The 18742-nt window shown below is 68.0% G+C and carries 14 protein-coding genes; 3 read left to right on the top strand and 11 right to left on the bottom strand.

Annotation, left to right across the window (positions count from 1 at the left end):
• Positions 1 to 153 precede the first annotated feature (153 nt).
• From wecB to GZ998_RS09595, 6 genes are all read right to left on the bottom strand, one after another.
• A complete protein-coding gene (wecB, locus tag GZ998_RS09620; protein WP_237564084.1) occupies positions 154 to 1368 on the bottom strand; it encodes a non-hydrolyzing UDP-N-acetylglucosamine 2-epimerase in 1215 nt (404 codons plus the stop codon).
• 53 nt (positions 1369 to 1421) lie between these two features.
• On the bottom strand, positions 1422 to 2105 hold the full coding sequence (locus tag GZ998_RS09615) for a hypothetical protein (protein WP_161924347.1): 684 nt from the start codon (positions 2103 to 2105) through the stop codon (positions 1422 to 1424).
• The gene (locus tag GZ998_RS09610; RefSeq protein ID WP_238994172.1) at positions 2102 to 3469 is read right to left on the bottom strand and encodes a glycosyltransferase family 2 protein; all 1368 of its coding nucleotides are present in this window, start codon (positions 3467 to 3469) and stop codon (positions 2102 to 2104) included. Before GZ998_RS09610 ends, GZ998_RS09615 begins: the two co-directional genes overlap by 4 nt.
• A 497-nt stretch (positions 3470 to 3966) precedes the next feature.
• Complete coding sequence (gene hisD / locus GZ998_RS09605) at positions 3967 to 5322, bottom strand: histidinol dehydrogenase (RefSeq protein ID WP_162678611.1); 1356 nt, start codon at positions 5320 to 5322, stop codon at positions 3967 to 3969.
• 12 nt (positions 5323 to 5334) lie between these two features.
• Complete coding sequence (locus GZ998_RS09600) at positions 5335 to 7725, bottom strand: glycoside hydrolase family 3 N-terminal domain-containing protein (RefSeq protein ID WP_308807206.1); 2391 nt, start codon at positions 7723 to 7725, stop codon at positions 5335 to 5337.
• A 142-nt stretch (positions 7726 to 7867) separates the two neighbouring features.
• On the bottom strand, positions 7868 to 8641 hold the full coding sequence (locus tag GZ998_RS09595; protein ID WP_161924348.1) for a hypothetical protein: 774 nt from the start codon (positions 8639 to 8641) through the stop codon (positions 7868 to 7870).
• A 274-nt stretch (positions 8642 to 8915) separates the two neighbouring features.
• On the opposite strand from GZ998_RS09595, the gene GZ998_RS09590 reads away from it, so the two are divergent.
• Positions 8916 to 10502 (top strand): xylulokinase, encoded by a 1587-nt coding sequence (locus GZ998_RS09590; RefSeq protein WP_162678597.1) that lies wholly within the window; start codon positions 8916 to 8918, stop codon positions 10500 to 10502.
• A gap of 77 nt (positions 10503 to 10579) precedes the next feature.
• Here the strand turns inward: GZ998_RS09590 and GZ998_RS09585 are convergent, their stop codons facing one another.
• Complete coding sequence (locus GZ998_RS09585) at positions 10580 to 10882, bottom strand: hypothetical protein (protein WP_161925368.1); 303 nt, start codon at positions 10880 to 10882, stop codon at positions 10580 to 10582.
• Positions 10883 to 11122: 240 nt separating this feature from the next.
• Between GZ998_RS09585 and GZ998_RS09580 the strand changes: the two genes are divergently transcribed.
• Both GZ998_RS09580 and GZ998_RS09575 read left to right on the top strand, forming a co-directional pair.
• The gene (locus GZ998_RS09580) at positions 11123 to 11371 is read left to right on the top strand and encodes an RNA-binding S4 domain-containing protein (RefSeq protein ID WP_161924349.1); all 249 of its coding nucleotides are present in this window, start codon (positions 11123 to 11125) and stop codon (positions 11369 to 11371) included.
• Positions 11372 to 11817: 446 nt separating this feature from the next.
• A complete protein-coding gene (locus GZ998_RS09575) occupies positions 11818 to 12669 on the top strand; it encodes a hypothetical protein (RefSeq protein WP_219109704.1) in 852 nt (283 codons plus the stop codon).
• Positions 12670 to 12860: 191 nt separating this feature from the next.
• Here GZ998_RS09575 and dnaE read toward each other — a convergent pair whose 3' ends face one another.
• The 4 genes from dnaE to lspA form a co-directional block, all read right to left on the bottom strand.
• A complete protein-coding gene (gene dnaE, locus GZ998_RS09570) occupies positions 12861 to 16475 on the bottom strand; it encodes a DNA polymerase III subunit alpha (RefSeq protein ID WP_219109703.1) in 3615 nt (1204 codons plus the stop codon).
• A 10-nt stretch (positions 16476 to 16485) separates the two neighbouring features.
• Entirely contained in the window at positions 16486 to 17118 is a 633-nt protein-coding gene (locus GZ998_RS09565) for a GNAT family N-acetyltransferase (protein WP_219109702.1), read from the bottom strand.
• Between the two features lie 79 nt (positions 17119 to 17197).
• Positions 17198 to 18118, bottom strand: a complete 921-nt coding sequence (locus GZ998_RS09560) for an RluA family pseudouridine synthase (protein ID WP_219109701.1) — start codon at positions 18116 to 18118, stop codon at positions 17198 to 17200.
• The gene (gene lspA / locus GZ998_RS09555) at positions 18115 to 18720 is read right to left on the bottom strand and encodes a signal peptidase II (protein WP_161924353.1); all 606 of its coding nucleotides are present in this window, start codon (positions 18718 to 18720) and stop codon (positions 18115 to 18117) included. Before lspA ends, GZ998_RS09560 begins: the two co-directional genes overlap by 4 nt.
• Between the last annotated feature and the right edge of the window lie 22 nt (positions 18721 to 18742).

Below are 18742 nucleotides of genomic sequence, written 5' to 3'. Positions count from 1 at the left end.
GAGCGCCGGGGCCTCGGCCGGGACGGCGGCCGGCGGCTCGGCTGCGGCGGCGGGAGCGGACGGGGCGGCGGCAGCCGGCAGCGCGGCCACGACGCCCGCCAGCACGATGCCCAGGAGGGCACCGCGGCGTCGTTTCTGAGACGGACGAATCATTCAGTCCTCCTGCGTGTTGTCAGCGGGGCGGATGGGGTTGAACTCGGGGATGCGCTCACCTACACCGGTCAGCGCCGCCATGGCGGCAACTGTGCGGGCGCAGGCGTGTCCGTCGCCATAGGGGTTGGCGGCGCTGGCCATCCCGGCATAGGCGCCGGCGTCGTCCAGCAGGCGTCCCACGGAGTCGACGATGGCCTGCTCGTCGGTGCCTACCAGCTTGGCGACACCGAAGCTGATGGCCTCAGGGCGCTCGGTGTTCTCGCGCATCACGAGCACCGGCTTGGACAGCGCCGGCGCCTCCTCCTGCACACCGCCGGAGTCCGTAAGCACCAGGTGGGCCCGGTTCATGAGCGTGCAGAACTGCCCGTACGGCAGCGGCTCGGTGACGACTACGTTGTCCAGGCCCTCGATGTGGGGCAGCAGGGCCGCGCGCACCTTCGGGTTGCGGTGGGCCGGCAGGACGATCACGTCGGCAGGATGGCTGCGGGCGATACGGGCGACGGCCCGCCCGATGCTGTGCATGGGCTGCCCCCAGGACTCACGGCGGTGCGCAGTCACCAGTACTATGCGTCGTCCGGGATCGGCGGTAGCTTGTGAGAGCGCGGGGTCGGTGAAGGGCGTCGGCTGTTCCACGGCCTGCAAGAGGGCGTCGATGACCGTATTACCGGTGACTACCACCGCGGCAGGGTCGGCGTTCTCCCGCAAAAGGTTGTCGCGGGCGACGGTCGTGGGGCACAGGTGCAGCGTGGCTATCTGCGAGAGCAGACGCCGGTTGGCCTCCTCAGGGAACGGCGAGGCAATGGATCCTGTGCGCAGGCCCGCCTCTACGTGGGCCACCGGCACGTGGTGGTAGAAGCCGACCAGCCCGGCCGCGAAGGCGGAGGTGGTGTCACCCTGCGCGGCGAGCAGATGCGGCTGGTACTCCTCAATGGCGCGCTCTACCCCTTCGAGCGTGCCGACGGTCACCTGGGTGAGGGTCTGGCCCTGGCGGTGGATATTCAGGTCCGTGTCCGGCGTGATGCCGAAGAAGTCATTGACCTGATCGAGCATTTCTCGGTGCTGACCGGTAACTACCACGATCGGCTCGAAGCGCTCGTCGTGCTGCAGGGCACGCACGAGCGGGGCCATCTTGATGGCCTCCGGCCGCGTGCCGTATACGAGCATTACCCGTGGCCTCGCGCCGGTGACGGAAGCGGTGGATGCGGCTGCGTTCATTACACTCCTTAGGTGATTCAGGGACTTGCCCGTAAGTAAGCGGTACGGGTGCTTCAGGGGGTTGCCGGGCTTACGGTGACATCGACCGTCGCGTCTTCGGTGTAGGCAGCTACCGAACCGCGCAGATAGGGGGAATCGGTGTCTGTTACGGTCACCAGGTCCCGGCCGTCGACAGTAATCACAGCAGTCATTACTCCGGCCGAAGTGGTGTCAATTCTGATTTTCAGTCTATGCGCCTCACCCACCGCGAATTTAGGCGTGCTGCCAGAGGCCAGGAACTGCTGCTTACCGGGGTAGTCCGGATTCTGCTTGGACACCTCCCACCCGTTGGGCTTGAGCACCACCGCGTAGAAGTGGTCATTGTCCTGATAGCTCCACAGCAGCCAGGCGACCTCCCACGGATTGGGCGAGCTTCCCCGGCGCAGCTGGGCGCGCGTGCGCAGTGTCGCCTCCAGGCCCGTCACGCGCCCCTGCGCCACCGAGACGGCGCTTGAGGTGGCCAGGCCGGCATGCGTCTCATCGGGGCGGGTGGCAGGAGCCGGGCTGAGCCGCACCGTCTGGCCCTCGCAGGCGGCGGTACCGTACCCGTCAAAGACCAGGCGCCAGCTGGAGCAGTTCAGGTTGTCCTCCTTCGCGAAGCAGACCGCGGTCAGCGTCGCGGCCACCGCGACTACCACCAGCACGGCCACAAGCCTTGCCGCGCGCCCTAGCCGCCTAGGGCCGACTGCCCCGGTCATGCCCCTGCCTCCGCAGCGGCCTGGCCGACGAGGGCACCTGGAGCGCGGGCCGCCTCGCGGGCGGTCTTGGCCCAGCCCGAGCGGCCGACGAGCTCGCGTGCGAGCGCACGCCACCCGTAGATACCGGACAGCAGACCGTAAACCACAAACACGTGGCACCAGGCTATGCACCGCAAGGGCCCCGTCCCCTCCTGCCGGACTCGGCGCCAGTACACGAGGGCGTACAGATATGACGGCCCGAAGGCGAGCAGATAGGCACTCGGCGCCCACGCCCACGACTGCGGCACGCCCCAGGCGAGGTTCATGCCGAAGAGCAGCAGCATCAGCAGGAAGGACGCCGGCAGCAGGGATCCAGCAAGCAGGAGGTACGGGCTCAGAACCTGCCAGAGCGTATCCGCGCGCGCACGTCCGCGCAGCTCGCGGGCTACAAACCCCAGCAGTGCGCGCGCCTGCAGATTGCCCTGGAACCAACGCGTGCGCTGGCGCACAAGCCGCCGCAGGGAGGTCACACCCTCCTGATGTACCGCGGCCTCGCCCCGGTACTCGTTGACCCACCGGGTGCCGTTGAGCCGGATGCCCAGGTCGAAGTCCTCGGTCAGGGAGCGCGTCCAGGGCTTGGTACCCAGCGCGTCGAGCGCGGAGAGCCGCACGAATTGGGCGTTACCGCCCATGCCCACACTGCCGAGGCGGCGACGCCCCTGCTGATATATCGCGGTGAAGGTCACGAACTCGATGTCCTGCATACGGGCCAGCAGGGAGGCACTGCGATTGGAGATGCGTACTCCGAGCTGGACCGCCCCGATGTCCCTCGTCGCGAAGGCGTCGCGCAGGATCTGCCAGGCCGAGGGATCCAGGTGACCGTCGGCGTCTACCACGCCGACGATGACCTGCTCGGGGTCCAGCTCCCGGTATCGCTCTCGCACTACGGTCACAGCCTGGTTCAGGGCTTCACCCTTACCCTGCCGGGCGTCAGGGGGATCGCGGCGCAGTAGGGCGACACGTGGATCATCGAGCGCACGGACAATCTCACTCGTGGCGTCGTCGGAGCCGTCGTCGATGACCAGGACCGACAACTCGGGACTGGGATCGGTCAGGAGCCGACTCACTGAGGGACCGATTACGGACTCCTCGTTGAGGCAGGGCATCAGGACCACGATTTGCAGCGCCCGCACGTCGGCGTCCTTTGCCGAGCGGGAGGAGGCGTCCACGCGGGCGCCACCTCGGGCCGCGCTACGTGCAGCGCCCGTGAGAAATAGTAGATAGCTCAATGCCACTACCACCATCGCAAGGGCGCTAAGAGAGCCAACCAAGTCCAGGTTACGCAGCAGGTCCCCGGCGTACACGGGCATATAAATCCGGGTCATACGCCTACACCGCCGCTTCCAGAGGGAGCCCGCTCGGCAGACAGCAGCGCCTCCGGGCCCGAGGCACCGCCCCCGACCGCAGGGCGCCGGCCGCCGCAGCGGACCCGCACGCCCCCATAGGTATTCAGCGCCAGGAAGAGCAGGGCGATCAGAAGAAATCCGAAGCCCGCCGAATCAAGCAAGACACGGGCTACAGTCTCTAACCAGCCAGCGACTACGCCGGAATCCGATTGGTCGAGAACGGCCACGGATAGTGAGTATTGCATGTCAACTCGTCAGGAACAGAAGGGTCAGGGAGGGGACGGCGCCGACCCCGTAGAGGACGCGCCGGCCCTTGACCCAGACGATAGCACAGGTAGATCGGATTTACCTTCGCGAAATACCTCATATCAGCGCGACCGGCACAACTCGATCCGCCGCTCACCATGGCATTGCATGAGCCACACTAATCCACGTATTGACATAGAAATTCGCACGTCAAATCCGCGCTTTTTAATTCATCGGCGCCTAGCGCGGACCGCCTCACCGTGAGCGGGCAGGTCCTCGGACTCGGCCAGTGCGGACAGCGGCGCGGTCATGGCCGCCAGGGCGTCGGCACCGTACTCAATGACCTGCACGGGCTTGAGGTAGGCCATAACGCTCAGCCCGGCGGCGAAGCGCGCAGTACCGCCGGTGGGCAGGACGTGGTTGGAGCCGGCCAGGTAGTCGCCCAGCGGGACCGGCGAGTAGGGCCCGACGAAGATGGCACCGGCATTGTGGATGCGGCGGGCCAGAGCGGCGGCTGCGGCCGCGTGAATCTCCAGGTGCTCAGCTGCGTAGGCGTCGGCGACCTGCACGGCCTGGTCGAGGTCACGCACCAGCACGATGCCGGACTGCTTTCCGGTCAGGGCGGTTTGGGCGCGCCCGCGGTGTCGGGTGGCGTCCAGGCGGCGAGCCAGCGCGGTATCCACGGCATCGGCCAGGGGCGCGGAGTCGGTGATCAGCACGGAGCCGGCGTTGGGGTCGTGCTCCGCCTGGGAGAGCAGGTCGGCGGCGACGTACTCGGGGTTGGCCCCCGCGTCGGCGATGATGGCGATCTCGGTGGGGCCGGCCTCGGCATCGATGCCGACCACGCCGCGCACGGCGCGCTTGGCGGCAGCCACGTACACGTTTCCGGGCCCGGCCACCACATCGACCGGCGCGCACAGGGTGCGCCCGTCCTCCCCACCCGCCAGGGAGTCGGCCCGGTCGACGTCGTCTGCGGCCTCGGCTCCATAGGCGAACATGGCGACGGCCTGGGCGCCGCCGACCGCGTATACCTCCGTGACCCCCAGCAGGGCGCAAGCGGCTAGTACCGTGGGGTGCGGCAGGCCGCCGAACTCCGCCTGCGGCGGGGAGGCCAGGGCGATCTGCTCCACACCGGCCACCTGTGCAGCAACCACGTTCATCACCACGGAGCTGGGGTAGACGGCCAGGCCACCGGGAGCGTACAGACCCACCCGACGCACCGGAATCCAGCGCTGGATGACGTGACCGTCGGGGATGATCTCGGTGTCGCGCTCGGTGGGCAGCTGGGCGGCGTGCCCGGCGCGGTTGTGGGCGATGGCCAGCTCCAGCGCCTCGCGCACCTGCGGGTCCAGGCCCTCCAGCGCCTCTTGCAGGGCCGCCGCCGGCACCCGCAGATGGACCGGGCGCACGCCGTCGAAGCGCGCGGCAGCGTCCCGCAGGGCGGCGGCGCCGCGTTCCCGCACGTCCGCAATGGTGGGGGCCACGGACTCAAGGGCGGCGGTGACATCCTGTTCCGCGCGCGGCAGAGCCGCAGCCAGTTCCCGTGCCGGCAGGTTCGGGTCGCGCAGGTCGATGCGGTTGAGCAGCATGGTGGGAGCCTACCGGCTCCGGTAGCGACGAGTGCGCGCGTCATTAATGGCCCCGGCCCAGTTCAGGCCGTAGCCGAAGCGGTAAGCGTTACCGGCTGAGTCGGTGTAGGCCGCGTAGTCGAAGGGCAGGTCCTCGCAATGCGCCTCCACCGCATCCATCGACGCCGGCAACGTGATCGGCAGCAGGCCGCTGGGCTCGTACTCCCCGGCAAGCAGCTCCCAGACCACCGACTGCTGTACGCCGAAGTCGACGACAATCGCGTCTGCGTGGGGCTCCAGCTCGGCCAGCACGGCCGGGTTGTGCATACGCACCACCACGATCACGGGCCGGTCCCCCATCAGCTCCCGGGCGGCAAGGACCGCATCGAGGTCGGTTTCATTGGCGGCCCGGTTGGTCTTGCCGCGATAGGCCCGGTCCCCGGTCTCCCGGAAGTCACCCGCCGCCAGGGAGCGGGCACGGGCCGTGGCAGCGGTGTAGGGGCGGTACTGGAGCGTCAGCGGCAAGTAACCATTGCCGCCGGCCTCGCGGTCGGCCGTCGAATAGGGATTGGACAGGGGTGACTCGATGAAGACGACGGCGGCGTCGGCGTCCTGGGGGTCCGTAACCCGCTCGTAGGGGCAGGCTGCGGCGTCAAGGGGATCGATGTCGCGCGCGGGTTCACCACCGCGCATGAAGCCGGGTTGAGCGTCCACGTGTCGGATGGGAACCCACACGCGCCGCACATCGGCCCCGAGCGGCAGGACGGCGGTACCGGCGGCACGGTGGTTCTTGAGCAGGACCAGGCTGTCACGCTGAGCGGCGCGCGCCGCGGTGGCAAAGGCCTCGCAGCCGACGACCGCGCTGGAGTCAGCGGGATCCAGGTACGGGTTCTCGAACAGGCCCGCCCGGAAGAGCACTCGCAGCAGGCGGGCGGCCGAGGCCTCGAAACGGGCACGCGCCGCAGCCTCGCCGTCGCGAAGGGCCAGGCGCCGGTACGCCTCGATGATCGGCGCGCAGTCGCTGTTGCCGCCGAACTGGTCCACACCGTTGTCAAGGGCCAGCAGGTGGCGGTCGGCCACGTCCAGGTCCTCCACGCCGTAGCAGCGCTGGCCGAAGTGATCGATCTCAGGATCGGGATCGGCGGTGATGCCCCAGTCGGTGCACACCACCCCGTCGAAGCCGGATCGCTCGCGCAGCATGTCGTGGACGATTGCCTGGTGGTAGGAGTTGGCGCGCGGTGTTGAGTCGCCGCCGGTATTGACCACCCGCCCGTCCGGGGTGCGGTAGTGCCAGGCGATCGTGTAGTAGGGCATGACGGCGCCGGCGCAGCCCGTGGGCCCGTGCAGGTGGAAGGCGGCCTCGAAGGCACGCAGGTGCTCCGCCTCATTGCCGCCGGGATACACCGCGAACTTGCCGAAGCCGTAGTGGGCGTCGCGGCCGCCCTCCCCAGTACCGCCGCCGGGCCAGTGCTTGACCATGGCGGACACCGAGGCGCTGCCCCAGCCGGGGTCGCTGGCGGCCGCGGCTACCGCCGGCAGTTCGGCGTCGGCCGGGGTACCCGTCATGCCGAATGCGGCACCGTCCCCACTCGTCGGTGTGGTCTGCATACCGTCGCAGTAGGCCCGGGCGTAATCGGCCACCAGGCCCGAATGCGGACCCCAGGTGTCCTGCAGGCGCATCCAACGCGGGTCGGTGGCGATGTCAATCTGCGGACCCAGCGCGGTGGTGATACCCAGGGCGCGGTACTCGCGGGAGATGATTGCGGCGTACTGGCGCACTCGCTCGGGATCGAACAGTGCCGCCATACCCAGTCCCTCCGGCCAGCGGGAGACGTCGGCGGCCAAGGTGGCGAACTCGGCGCCGGAGGCATCGGCCGCACCGTTGCGGGGATCGCTGGAGGTATTCACCGGCACGCCCAGCGGCTCGGACTCCGCGAGGGCCTGCAGGGCGTTGTTCCAGCGGGCGGCCGTGCCCGCGTCCTGGAGGGTGAAGGCCAGGACGTGACGGATATGATCGGCGGTGAGCATGGCGCGCTGCTGATCGGTCAGCGCCCAGGCGGGCGCTCCCGCCTCCTGGCGGGTGCGCCCGCCGTAGCTGCCGGCGAAGGGTCCGACTCCCGGATTGGGAACGGGCTGGTGGGGCGAGTAGAGCATCAGCCCCGCGATTGCCTCGAGGCTCATCCTGGAGGCGAGGTCGGCGGCGCGCTCCGCGGCGGGAAGCCGCCAGTCCTCGTAGGGCAGTAGCGCTCCGGTGCGGGCCAGGTCCTTGAACAGGTGGCCGTCGGCCTCGAGTATGGGGGCTGAGGTGGTTCCCAGGGTGGGGCCATCCGGTTGCGGGTGCAGCGTGAACACGGGCTCGGCGTAGTCGCCGGCTGCGGATGGAGCAGGGCTGGATTCGGGGGCTGCGTTCACGGGATTCACTGTGGCTCCTTCGCTGCACGGCCGCACGGCAGCGGCCGTGCGGAACAAGCATCGCACGGACGGGGCACATGAGCGGGGCGATCACCAGGGGACATGCGCGGGACGGCCGCCACCGGTACAGGCGCGAGCAGCTGCTTAGGCCTCAGGCGCCTGGCGGTTCCGTCCGCCGGTCGACGATGTGGATGGGCCCCTGCAGCCCACAGTCTCCAAGGGCGGTATCGAGTTCGGCCACCAGCTCCTCCAGGCTGGTCAGCCCCGCCGCCACCTCCGCATGCTCGATCTGAAGCGCGGCGACTCCCCCGAGTTCAAGTACCGGTTCTATGACGAACCGCTCCGCCGCGCCCTCCTGCAGCAGCGCCAGGTCCTCACCGGCCCCGTAAACCACCGTCTGCGCGGAAGGCGGGCCCAGATCAGTGCCAAACAGCGGATCGTGCAGGGACACCTCCATGAACACGGTGCCGTCCTCAGCCTCTAGTCGCTCATGCCCGAGCCGCCGCAGTCCGCGGCAGCATCTTGCGGGCAGCGTTCCCGTGCTGCCATCCGGCCCCGCACCTGTGTAGGCGAAGGCGCGCAGCCCGGAGCGGATGAGCGCATCAGCGAGCGCTCCTATACGCGCATCGGCCAGGGCATCGGTCCGCTCACCGGTTGCGGTCAGGACCAACCAGTCGGACTGCGGCAAAGGCTGCTCCAGGACGAATCCGGCCCCCTCGCCCACACTACGTACCTCCGCAGTCGCCTGGCGGGGGAAGACTCGCACAAAGGCGGTGCGCGGGCCGGCTCGCGTCACCAGCGCAGTGGTCAGGACCAGCCCGGCATCAACCAGCCAGGGCACCCCCGGCGTCGGCCCGGGCGGTTCGTGCTTGCCGCCGGCGGCAGCACCGCTGGCGGCGGAGTCGGGCGAGCGGGAGTTGGTCATGGCGGCACGGTATCGCCGGGGTACGACACGAATCCGGAGGTCTTAAGGGCCGCCGGGCGGCGTCGGGACCGGTGGTCGCGCCTCGACTGGACTCCCGCTTCACGGGCCGCGCCTGCGCATCCCGACCCACCTGTTCCCACAACCCACAGTGAACGTTCACATTCAGGGGTGAATGCGCCTATCATCAGTTCTGCAGCCGACCGTCCGGCGTGAGGATGCGCCCGGCGGTGAGCAGGCGGTAACCGCCTGAAGTGAATGAGCAACGGAGCAACACATGACCCCAGACACCACTGCCACCAGTCTCGACCCGACCAGCACCGCCCTTGGCATTGAGCTCGGCTCCACGCGGATCAAGGCCGTGCTGGTAGACGCCTCCGGCTCCGTACTGGCCGACGGCGGACACACCTGGGACAACGAGCTGGTTGACGGCATATGGACCTACGCGATCGATGCAGTCATCACCGGCCTGCAAAGCGCCTATGGCGAGCTGGCGCGGTGCTACCAGGAGCGCCACGGCGCTCCGCTCACCGAGGTGGGCGCGATCGGCGTCTCCGGGATGATGCACGGCTACCTTCCCCTCGATGCGGGCGGCGAGCCGCTGGTTCCCTTCCGAACCTGGCGCAACACCTTCACCCAGGACTCCTCCCGCACGCTTTCGCAGCTATTCGGGCTCAACATCCCCCAGCGCTGGTCGATCTCGCACCTGCACCACGCCATCACCCACGGCGAGGAGCACGTCGGACGCATCGCCCACCTGACCACCCTGGCCGGCTACGTCCACTACCGCCTGACTGGAAGGCACGTGCTAGGTGTGGGCGAGGCCTCCGGGATGTTCCCCATCGGGCCGGACGGACGAGGCTTCGACGTCGGCATGCTGGCGGACTTCGATCATCTGGTGAAGATGCCCTGGCAACTGGCAGACATCCTCCCCGAGGTCGCGGCCGCCGGGCAGCAGGCCGGACGCCTCACCCCCCAAGGCGCACGCCTGCTGGATCCCACCGGAACGCTCCGCCACGGCATACCGCTGTGCCCCCCGGAGGGGGACGCCGGCACCGGCATGGTGGCAACCAACTCCGTACGCCCCCGCACGGGCAACGTATCGGCGGGCACCAGCGCATTCGCCATGATCGTTCTGGAGCGGCCGCTGCGCAGCCTGGTAGAGCAGATCGATCTGGTGGCCACCCCGGCCGGGGCGCCGGTGGCCATGGCGCACTCCAACAACTGCACCTCGGACCTGAACGCCTGGGTAGAGGTATTCTCCCAGTTCGCCGATGCCATCGGCCATCCCGTCCAACGCGGGCGGCTGTTCGACGTCCTGCTGGGCGCCGCAGCCGCCGGGAATATGGATGACGCCGGGGTCCTGTCCTACAACTTCCTGTCCGGAGACGCCATCGTCTCCCTGCCGGAGGGCCGCCCGCTGACGGTGCGACGGCCCGGGACGTCACTGACCCTGGCCGGCCTGATGCGCTCGCACCTGTTCGCCGCCTTCGCCTCCATGGCCTACGGACTGCAGATCCTCAAGCAGAGCGAGGACGTTCCGATCGACTCGATGTTCGCCCACGGCGGCATATTCAAGACTCCGGAAATTCCCCAGCGGGTACTCGCCGCAGCCTTCAACACTCCGGTGTCCGTGGGGCAGGCTGCCGCCGAGGGCGGGGCCTGGGGGATGGCACTGCTGGCCGGATTCCTGCTCGGCGGCGCGGGGATGACCCTGGAGGAATACCTGGACCACCGCATCTTCGGGGGTCTGGAGGTTCATACCGTCACCCCCAGTGCCGAGGAGGTTGCGGAGTACGCACGCTACCTGGAGCGCTTCATCGCCGCCCTACCGCTACAGCGCGCTGCCGCCGAGGTCTTCTGAGGCTCGCACGGACTTCCACCGTGCCGGCGCCCTCCACGCACCGGTCCGGGAACCAGCCGGGGCCGTCGCGGTCGGCGTTAGTCCCGCGCCCAGTGCTCCCAGCAGGCGGCACGCTCGGGCGCCGCCCAGGCGTCGTCGGGGGTGCCCACCTCTCCCGTGCTGCGGTTGACAACCAGCGCCGGAAGCTGTGGCTCTCCACGCGCAGCGCAGTCATGACCGAGCATGTGCAGCAGTGGCCCCATATGCCGGGGCAGTACCGCGCCTCCGATCAACGCACTGAGTTCGCCGTAGGTCACGACCTCGCGGTGTGCCGCAGCGTCAACAAGCACCTCACGTGAGCGCGCGACCGCATTGGCCAGCCGGGGTGTAAGCGTATGCATTCGCTCCCCCACCGGGTAGCGTTCCCCCACTGTCAGGGCGAGCTCCGGGACGGGTGCGGAGCCCGGTTGACCTGGGCCCAAGGACCGCCCCGCCGCCGCTTTCATGCGTACATACTCGCAAATCACTAGGCAGCTGCGCGAACCCACCGCGTGAACCGGTGCACTGCCGCCGCAACCAGGCCGAGTGCCGTCGTTTGCGCCCGGATCCGTAGCCGCCTGCGCGGCTGCAAGGATAGGGGTATGAGTACCGCTTCCTTCCAGGCGCCCCTTCCGACCGTCGAGATTCGCGGCGAGATCAAGCTCGGCCAGTTCCTCAAGCTAGCCGGCCTCGTCGAGGACGGCTCGCAGGCGCGTATAGCCGTCCAGTCCGGCGACGTCACGGTGAATGGCGCGGTTGAGACCCGGCGCGGTCACCGCCTGGCCGACGGCGACGTCGTCGTCGTGAACCTGCCGACGGGTGCGGCGGGCGCCGTGGTGTCCGCCTCCTGAGTCCCGGGGCCACCGCCGTCAGAGTCGGCAAGCCACACCGCCCACACGCCTTCTCCATCTGGTTCGAGCCTTTGCACCCTGGTGTGCGGGAATTTGCCGCACACCAGGGTGCCAAGGCTCGCAACAGGGCGACGGGCCACTCCTGCCAGATGGCTGACCGACGTCGCCGACATCCACAGATCAGCCTGGCAACACCCGCCCGCGCATCTCATTAACACCCCAGGCGCCGCGGCCCCGGAATCCGTCCCAGGCTATGTCTCATGCAGCCCTACCCCGCGCCCCCGCCCATGCCCCCGATGACCTTCACCTCAGAGCGCACCCGACGCACTTTGCACGCCAGCAGCGACTTGATCCCGATCGATCGCGGTGCCTACGCGCGGCCGCCGGACTCGGCCGCACCGCTGTGGTCGCAACGGCAATACGTGACTCTGGCACGATGCCAAGCAGTGCTGCACGCTCACCCCTCCGCCATCAGTCTCACGCACGAGGCGGCTGCAGTCGTTCAAGGCATCGCCGTTCCCACCGCCGAGCCCGATATCCGGGTCGCCGTACCACGCAACCATTCGCGCACGCGCAAGCTCCTGCCCTCGCAAACGTATGTGCAGCCCACCGGCGAGTACCCGGGCCGACGTGTGTCCGCCATACGATCCACCACCTCCCCTACCCCACGCGAGGTGCAGGTCGTCAGTGGCATGCGAGTGACGACGCCGCTTCGGACCGCTCTGGATTGCGCCTTCGACTTGCCGGCGCTGGATGCGATTGTCGTGGTCGACTCGGCTCTGCGCGCCGTTTGCAGACCCGACCGATTCACGGGTCGCTGCCAGGGAGAGTTGCTCGCCGCCCAGGGCGTGGAACTGCTGCGCGAAATGGTCGAGGCACAGGGGGCGCGGGCAGGGAAGCAACGGGCGCGGGCCGTCGTCGCCATCGCCGACCCCAGGACCGAGTCTCCCGGCGAGAGCGTGCTGCGTGGGGTGGCACATGCCATTGGTCTGCCGGAACCACGGGTGCAGGAGCGTTGGGCCGACGACGTCGAAATGACCGAGTACTTTCTGGACCTGGCCTGGCCCGAGTATCGCATTGCGCTCGAATTCGACGGCTACGGCAAGTATCGCAGCGCCGAGGACGTCCGCAATGAGAAGCACCGGGAGATGCGGCTGCGCAATGCTGGTCGCTGGCAGGTTCACCGCGTCGAGTGGCGCGACCTGCACGATCGAGAGTCCCTCGGGCGCCGTCTAGTGGACTTGTTTCCACCATCCGTAGCACGCCTGACACGACGCCGGAGGGACCTGTGGCTTTAAAACCGTCGCGCTCACGGAGCCACGTACCACTGACACACGCAAAATCCGCATGGTACGAACTTTTGCACCCTGGTGTGCGGCAATTAGTCGTACACCAGGGTGCAAAGGCTCGCAATAGAGCACAAAGGGTCGCAGCAGGCCGCCGTCGTACCCACGGTCCGCGGCAGCGGAACCTCTCAGCAGGACGGGCGTCAGCGCTTGAGGCAGCCGGGTCCGAGCAGCGCCTTGATGTCGGAGTAGAACGCTGCCGAGGCCTCCACGCGCAGGGAGTTGTCCAGCTGCGTGCGTACCTCACGCCCAGGACTCGTCAGCGTCAGCCGTACGGTGGACATGCCCGGATGCTTCTCCAGCACCGTCTTGAACTGCTCGACCAGCGGACCGGTGCAGCGGTTGGTCGGGAGCGTGATCGTAACCGCCTCATGCGTTGCGCTGGACACGTCCGGCACCGTCATCTCCTGCACGTACAGGGCGACCTGACCGTCGCGGCGGTTCAGGCGGCCGCGTAGCGTCACCACCGTGTCCGGCGCCAGCATCGTGGAGACAGTCTGGTAGGTGGAGGGGAAGAAGAGGGCTTCGATGCTGCCACCGAGGTCCTCGATCTGGGCGATCGCCCACAGGTTGCCCTGCTTAGTGGTCTTGCGGGTCAACGAGGTGATCAGGCCGGCAATGGTGACCATGGCGCCGTCGGGCCGGTCGTCGTCCTCAATCAGGTCGGAGATCTCAGTGTCCGCCAGCTTGGCCAGGGCACTTTCCAGCCCGAGCAGCGGGTGATCGGAGACGTACAGGCCGAGCATGTCGCGCTCGTAGGCGAGCTTGTCCTTCTTGTCCCACTCGGGCAGGTCCGGCACCTCCGAGGAGAACACCGGGCCGGAGCCGAATCCGGCGTCGGCGGTGCCGCCACCGTCCCCCATGACGGAGGCGAACAAGTCGAACTGCCCAGCCGCCTCGTTGCGTTTGACACCGATGATCTCGTCAACGAAGTCCTCATGGCAGGCCTGCAGGGCGCGCCGGGACTTACCGAGCGTGTCAAAGGCGCCGGCCTTGATCAGCGAGTCAATGGTGCGCTTGTTGCACACGACCGCCGGCACCTTGTCGAGAAAGTCCTCGAAGCTGGTGAAATCGCCCTTCTCCTCCCGGGCCTGCACAATGGCGTCCACCACGTTAGCGCCGACGTTGCGGATCGCCCCCAGGCCGAAGCGAACATCGTCCCCGACCGCGGAGAACTGGGAGCGGGAGGCGTTGACGTCCGGCGGCAACACCTTGATGCCCATGTGGCGGCACTCGCCCAAGTACACGCCCAGCTTGTCCTTGTTGTCCTTCTGGGAGGTCAGCAGCGCCGCCATGTACTCGGTCGGGTAGTGCGCCTTGAGGAAGGCAGTCCAGTAGGAGACCACGCCGTAGGCCGCGGAGTGCGCTTTGTTGAAGGCGTACTTGGCGAAGGGCACCACCACGTCCCACAGGGCCTTTACGGACTCCTTGGAGAAGCCCCGCTCCACCATGCCGGCCTCGAACTCGACAAACATCTTCTCCAGGATGTCCATCTTCTTCTTGCCCATGGCCTTGCGCAGCGCGTCGGCCTTGCCCATGGAGAAGCCCGCCAGGTCGGTGGCGATCTTCATGACCTGCTCCTGGTAGACGATCAGGCCATAGGTGGTGCCCAGAATCGGCTCCAGGGCTTCCTTGAGCTCGGGGTGAATCGGGGTGATTTCCTGCAAGCCGTTCTTGCGCAGGGCGTAGTTGGTGTGGGACTCCGCACCCATCGGCCCGGGGCGATATAGCGCGCCGACGGCGGAGATGTCCTCGAAGTTGTCCGGCTTCATCAGCCGCAGCAGGGTGCGCATGCCGCCGCCATCCAGCTGGAAGACGCCTAGCGTCTCGCCGCGGGAGAGCAGTTCGTAAGTGGCCTTGTCATCCAGCTCGATGTGGTCGATATCCAGCGGCTCCTTACCGTTGGCGACGATATTGTCGAGCGCGTCGGAGATAACCGTCAGGTTGCGCAGGCCCAGGAAGTCCATCTTCAACAGGCCCAAGTGCTCACACGTCGGGTAGTCGAACTGCGTGATGTAGGCACCGTCCTGCAGGCGCTGCATCATGGGGATGATGTCGGTGAGCGTGTGGCTGGACATGATCACCGCGCAGGCGTGTACGCCCCACTGGCGCGTCATGCCCTCAAGCCCGCTGGCCAGCTCGACGATCTTCTGCGCGTCCGGGTCCTCGGCGTGCAGGTCTCGGAACTGCTGCGCCTCGCCGTAGCGGGGGTCCTCGGGGTTGAAGATCCCCTTGATAGTGATGTCCTTGCCCATGATGGTGGGCGGCATCGCCTTGGTAAGGCGGTCCCCGACGGCGTAGGGGTAGCCCATCACGCGGGAGGAGTCCTTCAGGGACTGTTTGGCCTTGATGACACCGTAGGTGACCACCTGGCTGACCCGGTCGTCCCCATACTTCTGCTTGACGTACTCGATGACCTCATCGCGCCGGCGCTCGTCGAAGTCGACGTCGATATCCGGCATGGAGATGCGCTCGGGGTTCAGGAAGCGCTCGAAGATCAGACCGTGGTTCAGCGGGTTGAGCTCGGTAATGCCCATGGCGTAGGCGACCATCGAGCCGGCGCCGGAGCCGCGGCCCGGCCCCACCCGGATGCCGTGGTCCTTAGCCCAGTTGATGTAGTCGGCCACCACCAGGAAGTAGCCGGGGAAGCCCATCTGCACGATCACGTCGATCTCGTACTCGGCCTGCTTGCGGCACTCATCGGGGATGTTGCCGTGGAAACGGCGGTCCATGCCCTTCCAGCACTCGCTTATGAACCAGGACTCCATGGTCTCCCCCTCGGGAACGGGGAAGACCGGCATGAAGGACGCACCCTCGTCGATAGTCTGGAAGCTGACGTTGCACTGCTCGGCCACCAGCAGCGTATTGTCGCAGGCCTGGGGCATCTCCTTGAACAGGGCACGCATCTCCCGGCCCGGGCGCAAGTAGTAGGTGTCACCGTCGAACTTGAAGCGGTCGGGATCCGAGAGCACTGAGCCGGAGTTGATACACAGCATCGCGTCCTGCACAGTACGGTCCTCCGGCCGCACATAGTGCGAATCGTTGGTGGCCAGCAAAGGGGCATCCAGAATCTCCGAGATGCGCAGCAGGTCCTTGATGACGCGGCGCTCGATGTCCAGCCCGTGGTCCATCAGCTCGACGTAGAAGTAGTCCTTGCCGAAGATATCCTGCAGCTCGCCGGCAGCGCGCAGGGCCTCATCCCACTGCCCCAGGCGCAGGCGGGTCTGCACCTCGCTGGATGGGCACCCGGTGGAGCCGATCAGCCCACTCGCGTAGCGCGACAGCAGCTCACGGTCCATACGCGGCGCCTTGCCCCACTGCCCCTCCAGTGAGGCGTAGGAGTCCAGGCGCATCAGATTGTGCAGTCCCTCGTCATTGCGGGCCAGCAGTGTCATGTGCGTGTAGGAGCCGCGGGCGGAGACGTCGTCGGAGCGCTGGGACTCGTCGCCCCAGAACACACGGGTCTTGTCGAAGCGGGACGTGCCCGGCGTCATGTACGCCTCAACCCCGATGATGGGCTTGATGCCGGCCTGCTTCGCCGCGGCGTAGAACTCATAGGCCCCGAACATGTAGCCGTGGTCGGTGATGGCCAGGGCGCGCTGCCCCAGCCGCTTGGCCTCGGCCACGTAGTTCTTGATCTTGCCCGCGCCATCGAGCATGGAGTAGTCCGTGTGCACGTGCAGGTGGACGAAGTCGTCGTAGGGCTCCTTGCCGTCCGCCTGCTCGCCTGCCGCCTGCACCGCGCTCGCCTCTGCCATGCGGCTCATCTTAGGGGCGCAGGAGCGTGCGGGCCATGTCCTGATGCCAGATGCCGGCGTCCAGGTAGCGCGCGCCGGTGAGCACCCGGTAGCCGCAGCGCCGGTAGAAGCCCATGGCGTGCTCCTGCGCGGAGAGCACCACGGTGACGGCGGCCCGCCCCGCCCCCGGCGCGGAGTCGGGCGGCGTCCCGGGACCGGCGTGCGACGCGCCGTAAGCCATCGGCGAAGTCGCCACGGCCGCATGCTCCAGGGCGGCTCGCTCGACGGCGGCCACCATCCGCGCACCCAGGCCGGTGCCGCGTGCGGTGCGCCGCACAGCCAGGCGGCCCAGGTGCGCCAGCCCGGGGTGGCTGGAGTCGATCAGCAGTCTGGCGGAGGCCAGCGGTGCACCGTCTGCGCCGGAAGCCAGCAGGTGGATCGTGGTCGCATCGAAGTCGCGGGCGTCAATCTCCAGGGCGAGCGGTACATCCTGCTCAATGACGAACACCTCCAGGCGCACGTCCGCCAAGCCGCACCGCACCGTGTCCAGGGCGGGGTCGGCGTCGTCGCCGCGGACCGTAGCGAAGGAGACCGGTTCGACGACGGCGCGCAGTGGCTCGATCTGCAGCGGCGGGTGGCCGGTCGGGACCGGGTCGTGGGGCAAGACTCACCTCCGGGGTGCTGCACGAGTACGGACAGCGTAGCGCCCCTCCCGGCGACCGCTTCTACCGACCTCGGCGAATTCATGGCAGGCGCAGGACCTCCAGGGCGTGGACCAGGTCATCCGGGTAGTCGCTGCGGAAGGTCAGCATGCGACCGGTGACTGGGTGCGCGAGGGTGAGCCGCGTCGCATGGAGCCACTGCCGCTTCAGGCCGGTCTGGGAAGCCAGGGCCGGGTCGGCCCCGTAGGTGGTGTCTCCCACGCAGGGGTGGCCGACGGCGGCCATGTGCACCCGGATCTGGTGGGTACGACCAGTCTCCAGGTGGACCTCTACCAGGCTCGCGTAGGGCATCGCCTCTATGACGTCGTAATGGGTAATGGACTCCCGCCCGCCATCGATGATCGCCATTTTCCACTCGCGCCCAGGGTGGCGGCCGATGGGTGCATCGATCGTGCCCGAGGAGGGATCGAGGTGCCCCTGCACGAGTGCGTGGTAGACCTTTTCAACCGCATGCTCCCTGAAGGCACGCTTGAGCACGGAATAGGCCTGCTCCCCCTTGGCTACGATCATGACACCGGAGGTACCCACATCCAGCCGGGACACAATGCCCTGGCGCTCGGCGGCTCCGGAGGTGGCCACACGCACATGCATGGCTCTCAGGGCACCCAGCACGTCGGGTCCCTCCCAGCCGACGGAGGGATGCGCTGCCACGCCGGCCGGCTTGTCGACGACGACGATGTCATCGTCCTCGTACAGGATTCCCAGGCCGTCAACCGGAGTGGGTGCGGGCCGCACCGGGCGGGGATCGGGCAGGTCAGCCTCGATCATGGCGCCCATATCCAGGCGCAGGGACTTGTCCGCCGGGGCGCCATCGACCCGGATCCTGCCGGCGGCGCACAGGGCTTCCACCCTGGAGCGGGACAGCCCTGTCATACGCGCAAGCGCCACGTCGACTCGCTGCCCGGCCAGCCCGTCCGGAACCGGCAGCAGCCGCAGGCTCATGCCTCAGCCTCCGCATGCCGACCCCGACCGGCACCGGCGCGAGTGCCATCCAGCTCGAGGCCCCGCAGGGACAGCACCATGATCACGACGGCTGCCACCACGATAGCGATATCGGCGATATTGCCCACGAACCAGCCGCCGTAGTCGATGAAGTCCACTACGTGTCCGCGTAGGACACCGGGAGAACGCACCAGCCGGTCGATGAGATTGCCCACCGCGCCTCCCAGTACCAGACCCAGCGCCGCCGCCCACCAGGCCGATCCCAGCCGCCGCGACATGCGGGCGACCGCAACCGTCACCGCAATGGCGATCAGGCCGAAGATCCAGGTCTGCCCGGTGGCGAAGGAGAACGCGGCGCCGGGATTGCGCACCAGCACCAGGGTCAGCCAGTCGCCCAGCAGGTGCACGCGCCGACCGCCGCTGAGCGCCGCCACCGCCCATACCTTGGTCAACTGGTCGGCAACCAGAACCGCTGCGGCCAACAGCCACACGAACGCCGTGTAACGCCGTGTGGCCAAGCCCGGGGACTTCGCCGATGCGGCGCCTGGATCGGTAGCAGTGCCGGGCCGGAGCGGCCTGGCGGGCTCAGTGGAATCGCTCATGGTCCTTACACGTATGGGTCAA

Source organism: Actinomyces sp. 594 (assembly GCF_019325145.1).
In the GTDB taxonomy this organism is placed as follows: domain Bacteria; phylum Actinomycetota; class Actinomycetes; order Actinomycetales; family Actinomycetaceae; genus Actinomyces.
This window is presented reverse-complemented; position numbering and strand designations above follow the sequence as displayed.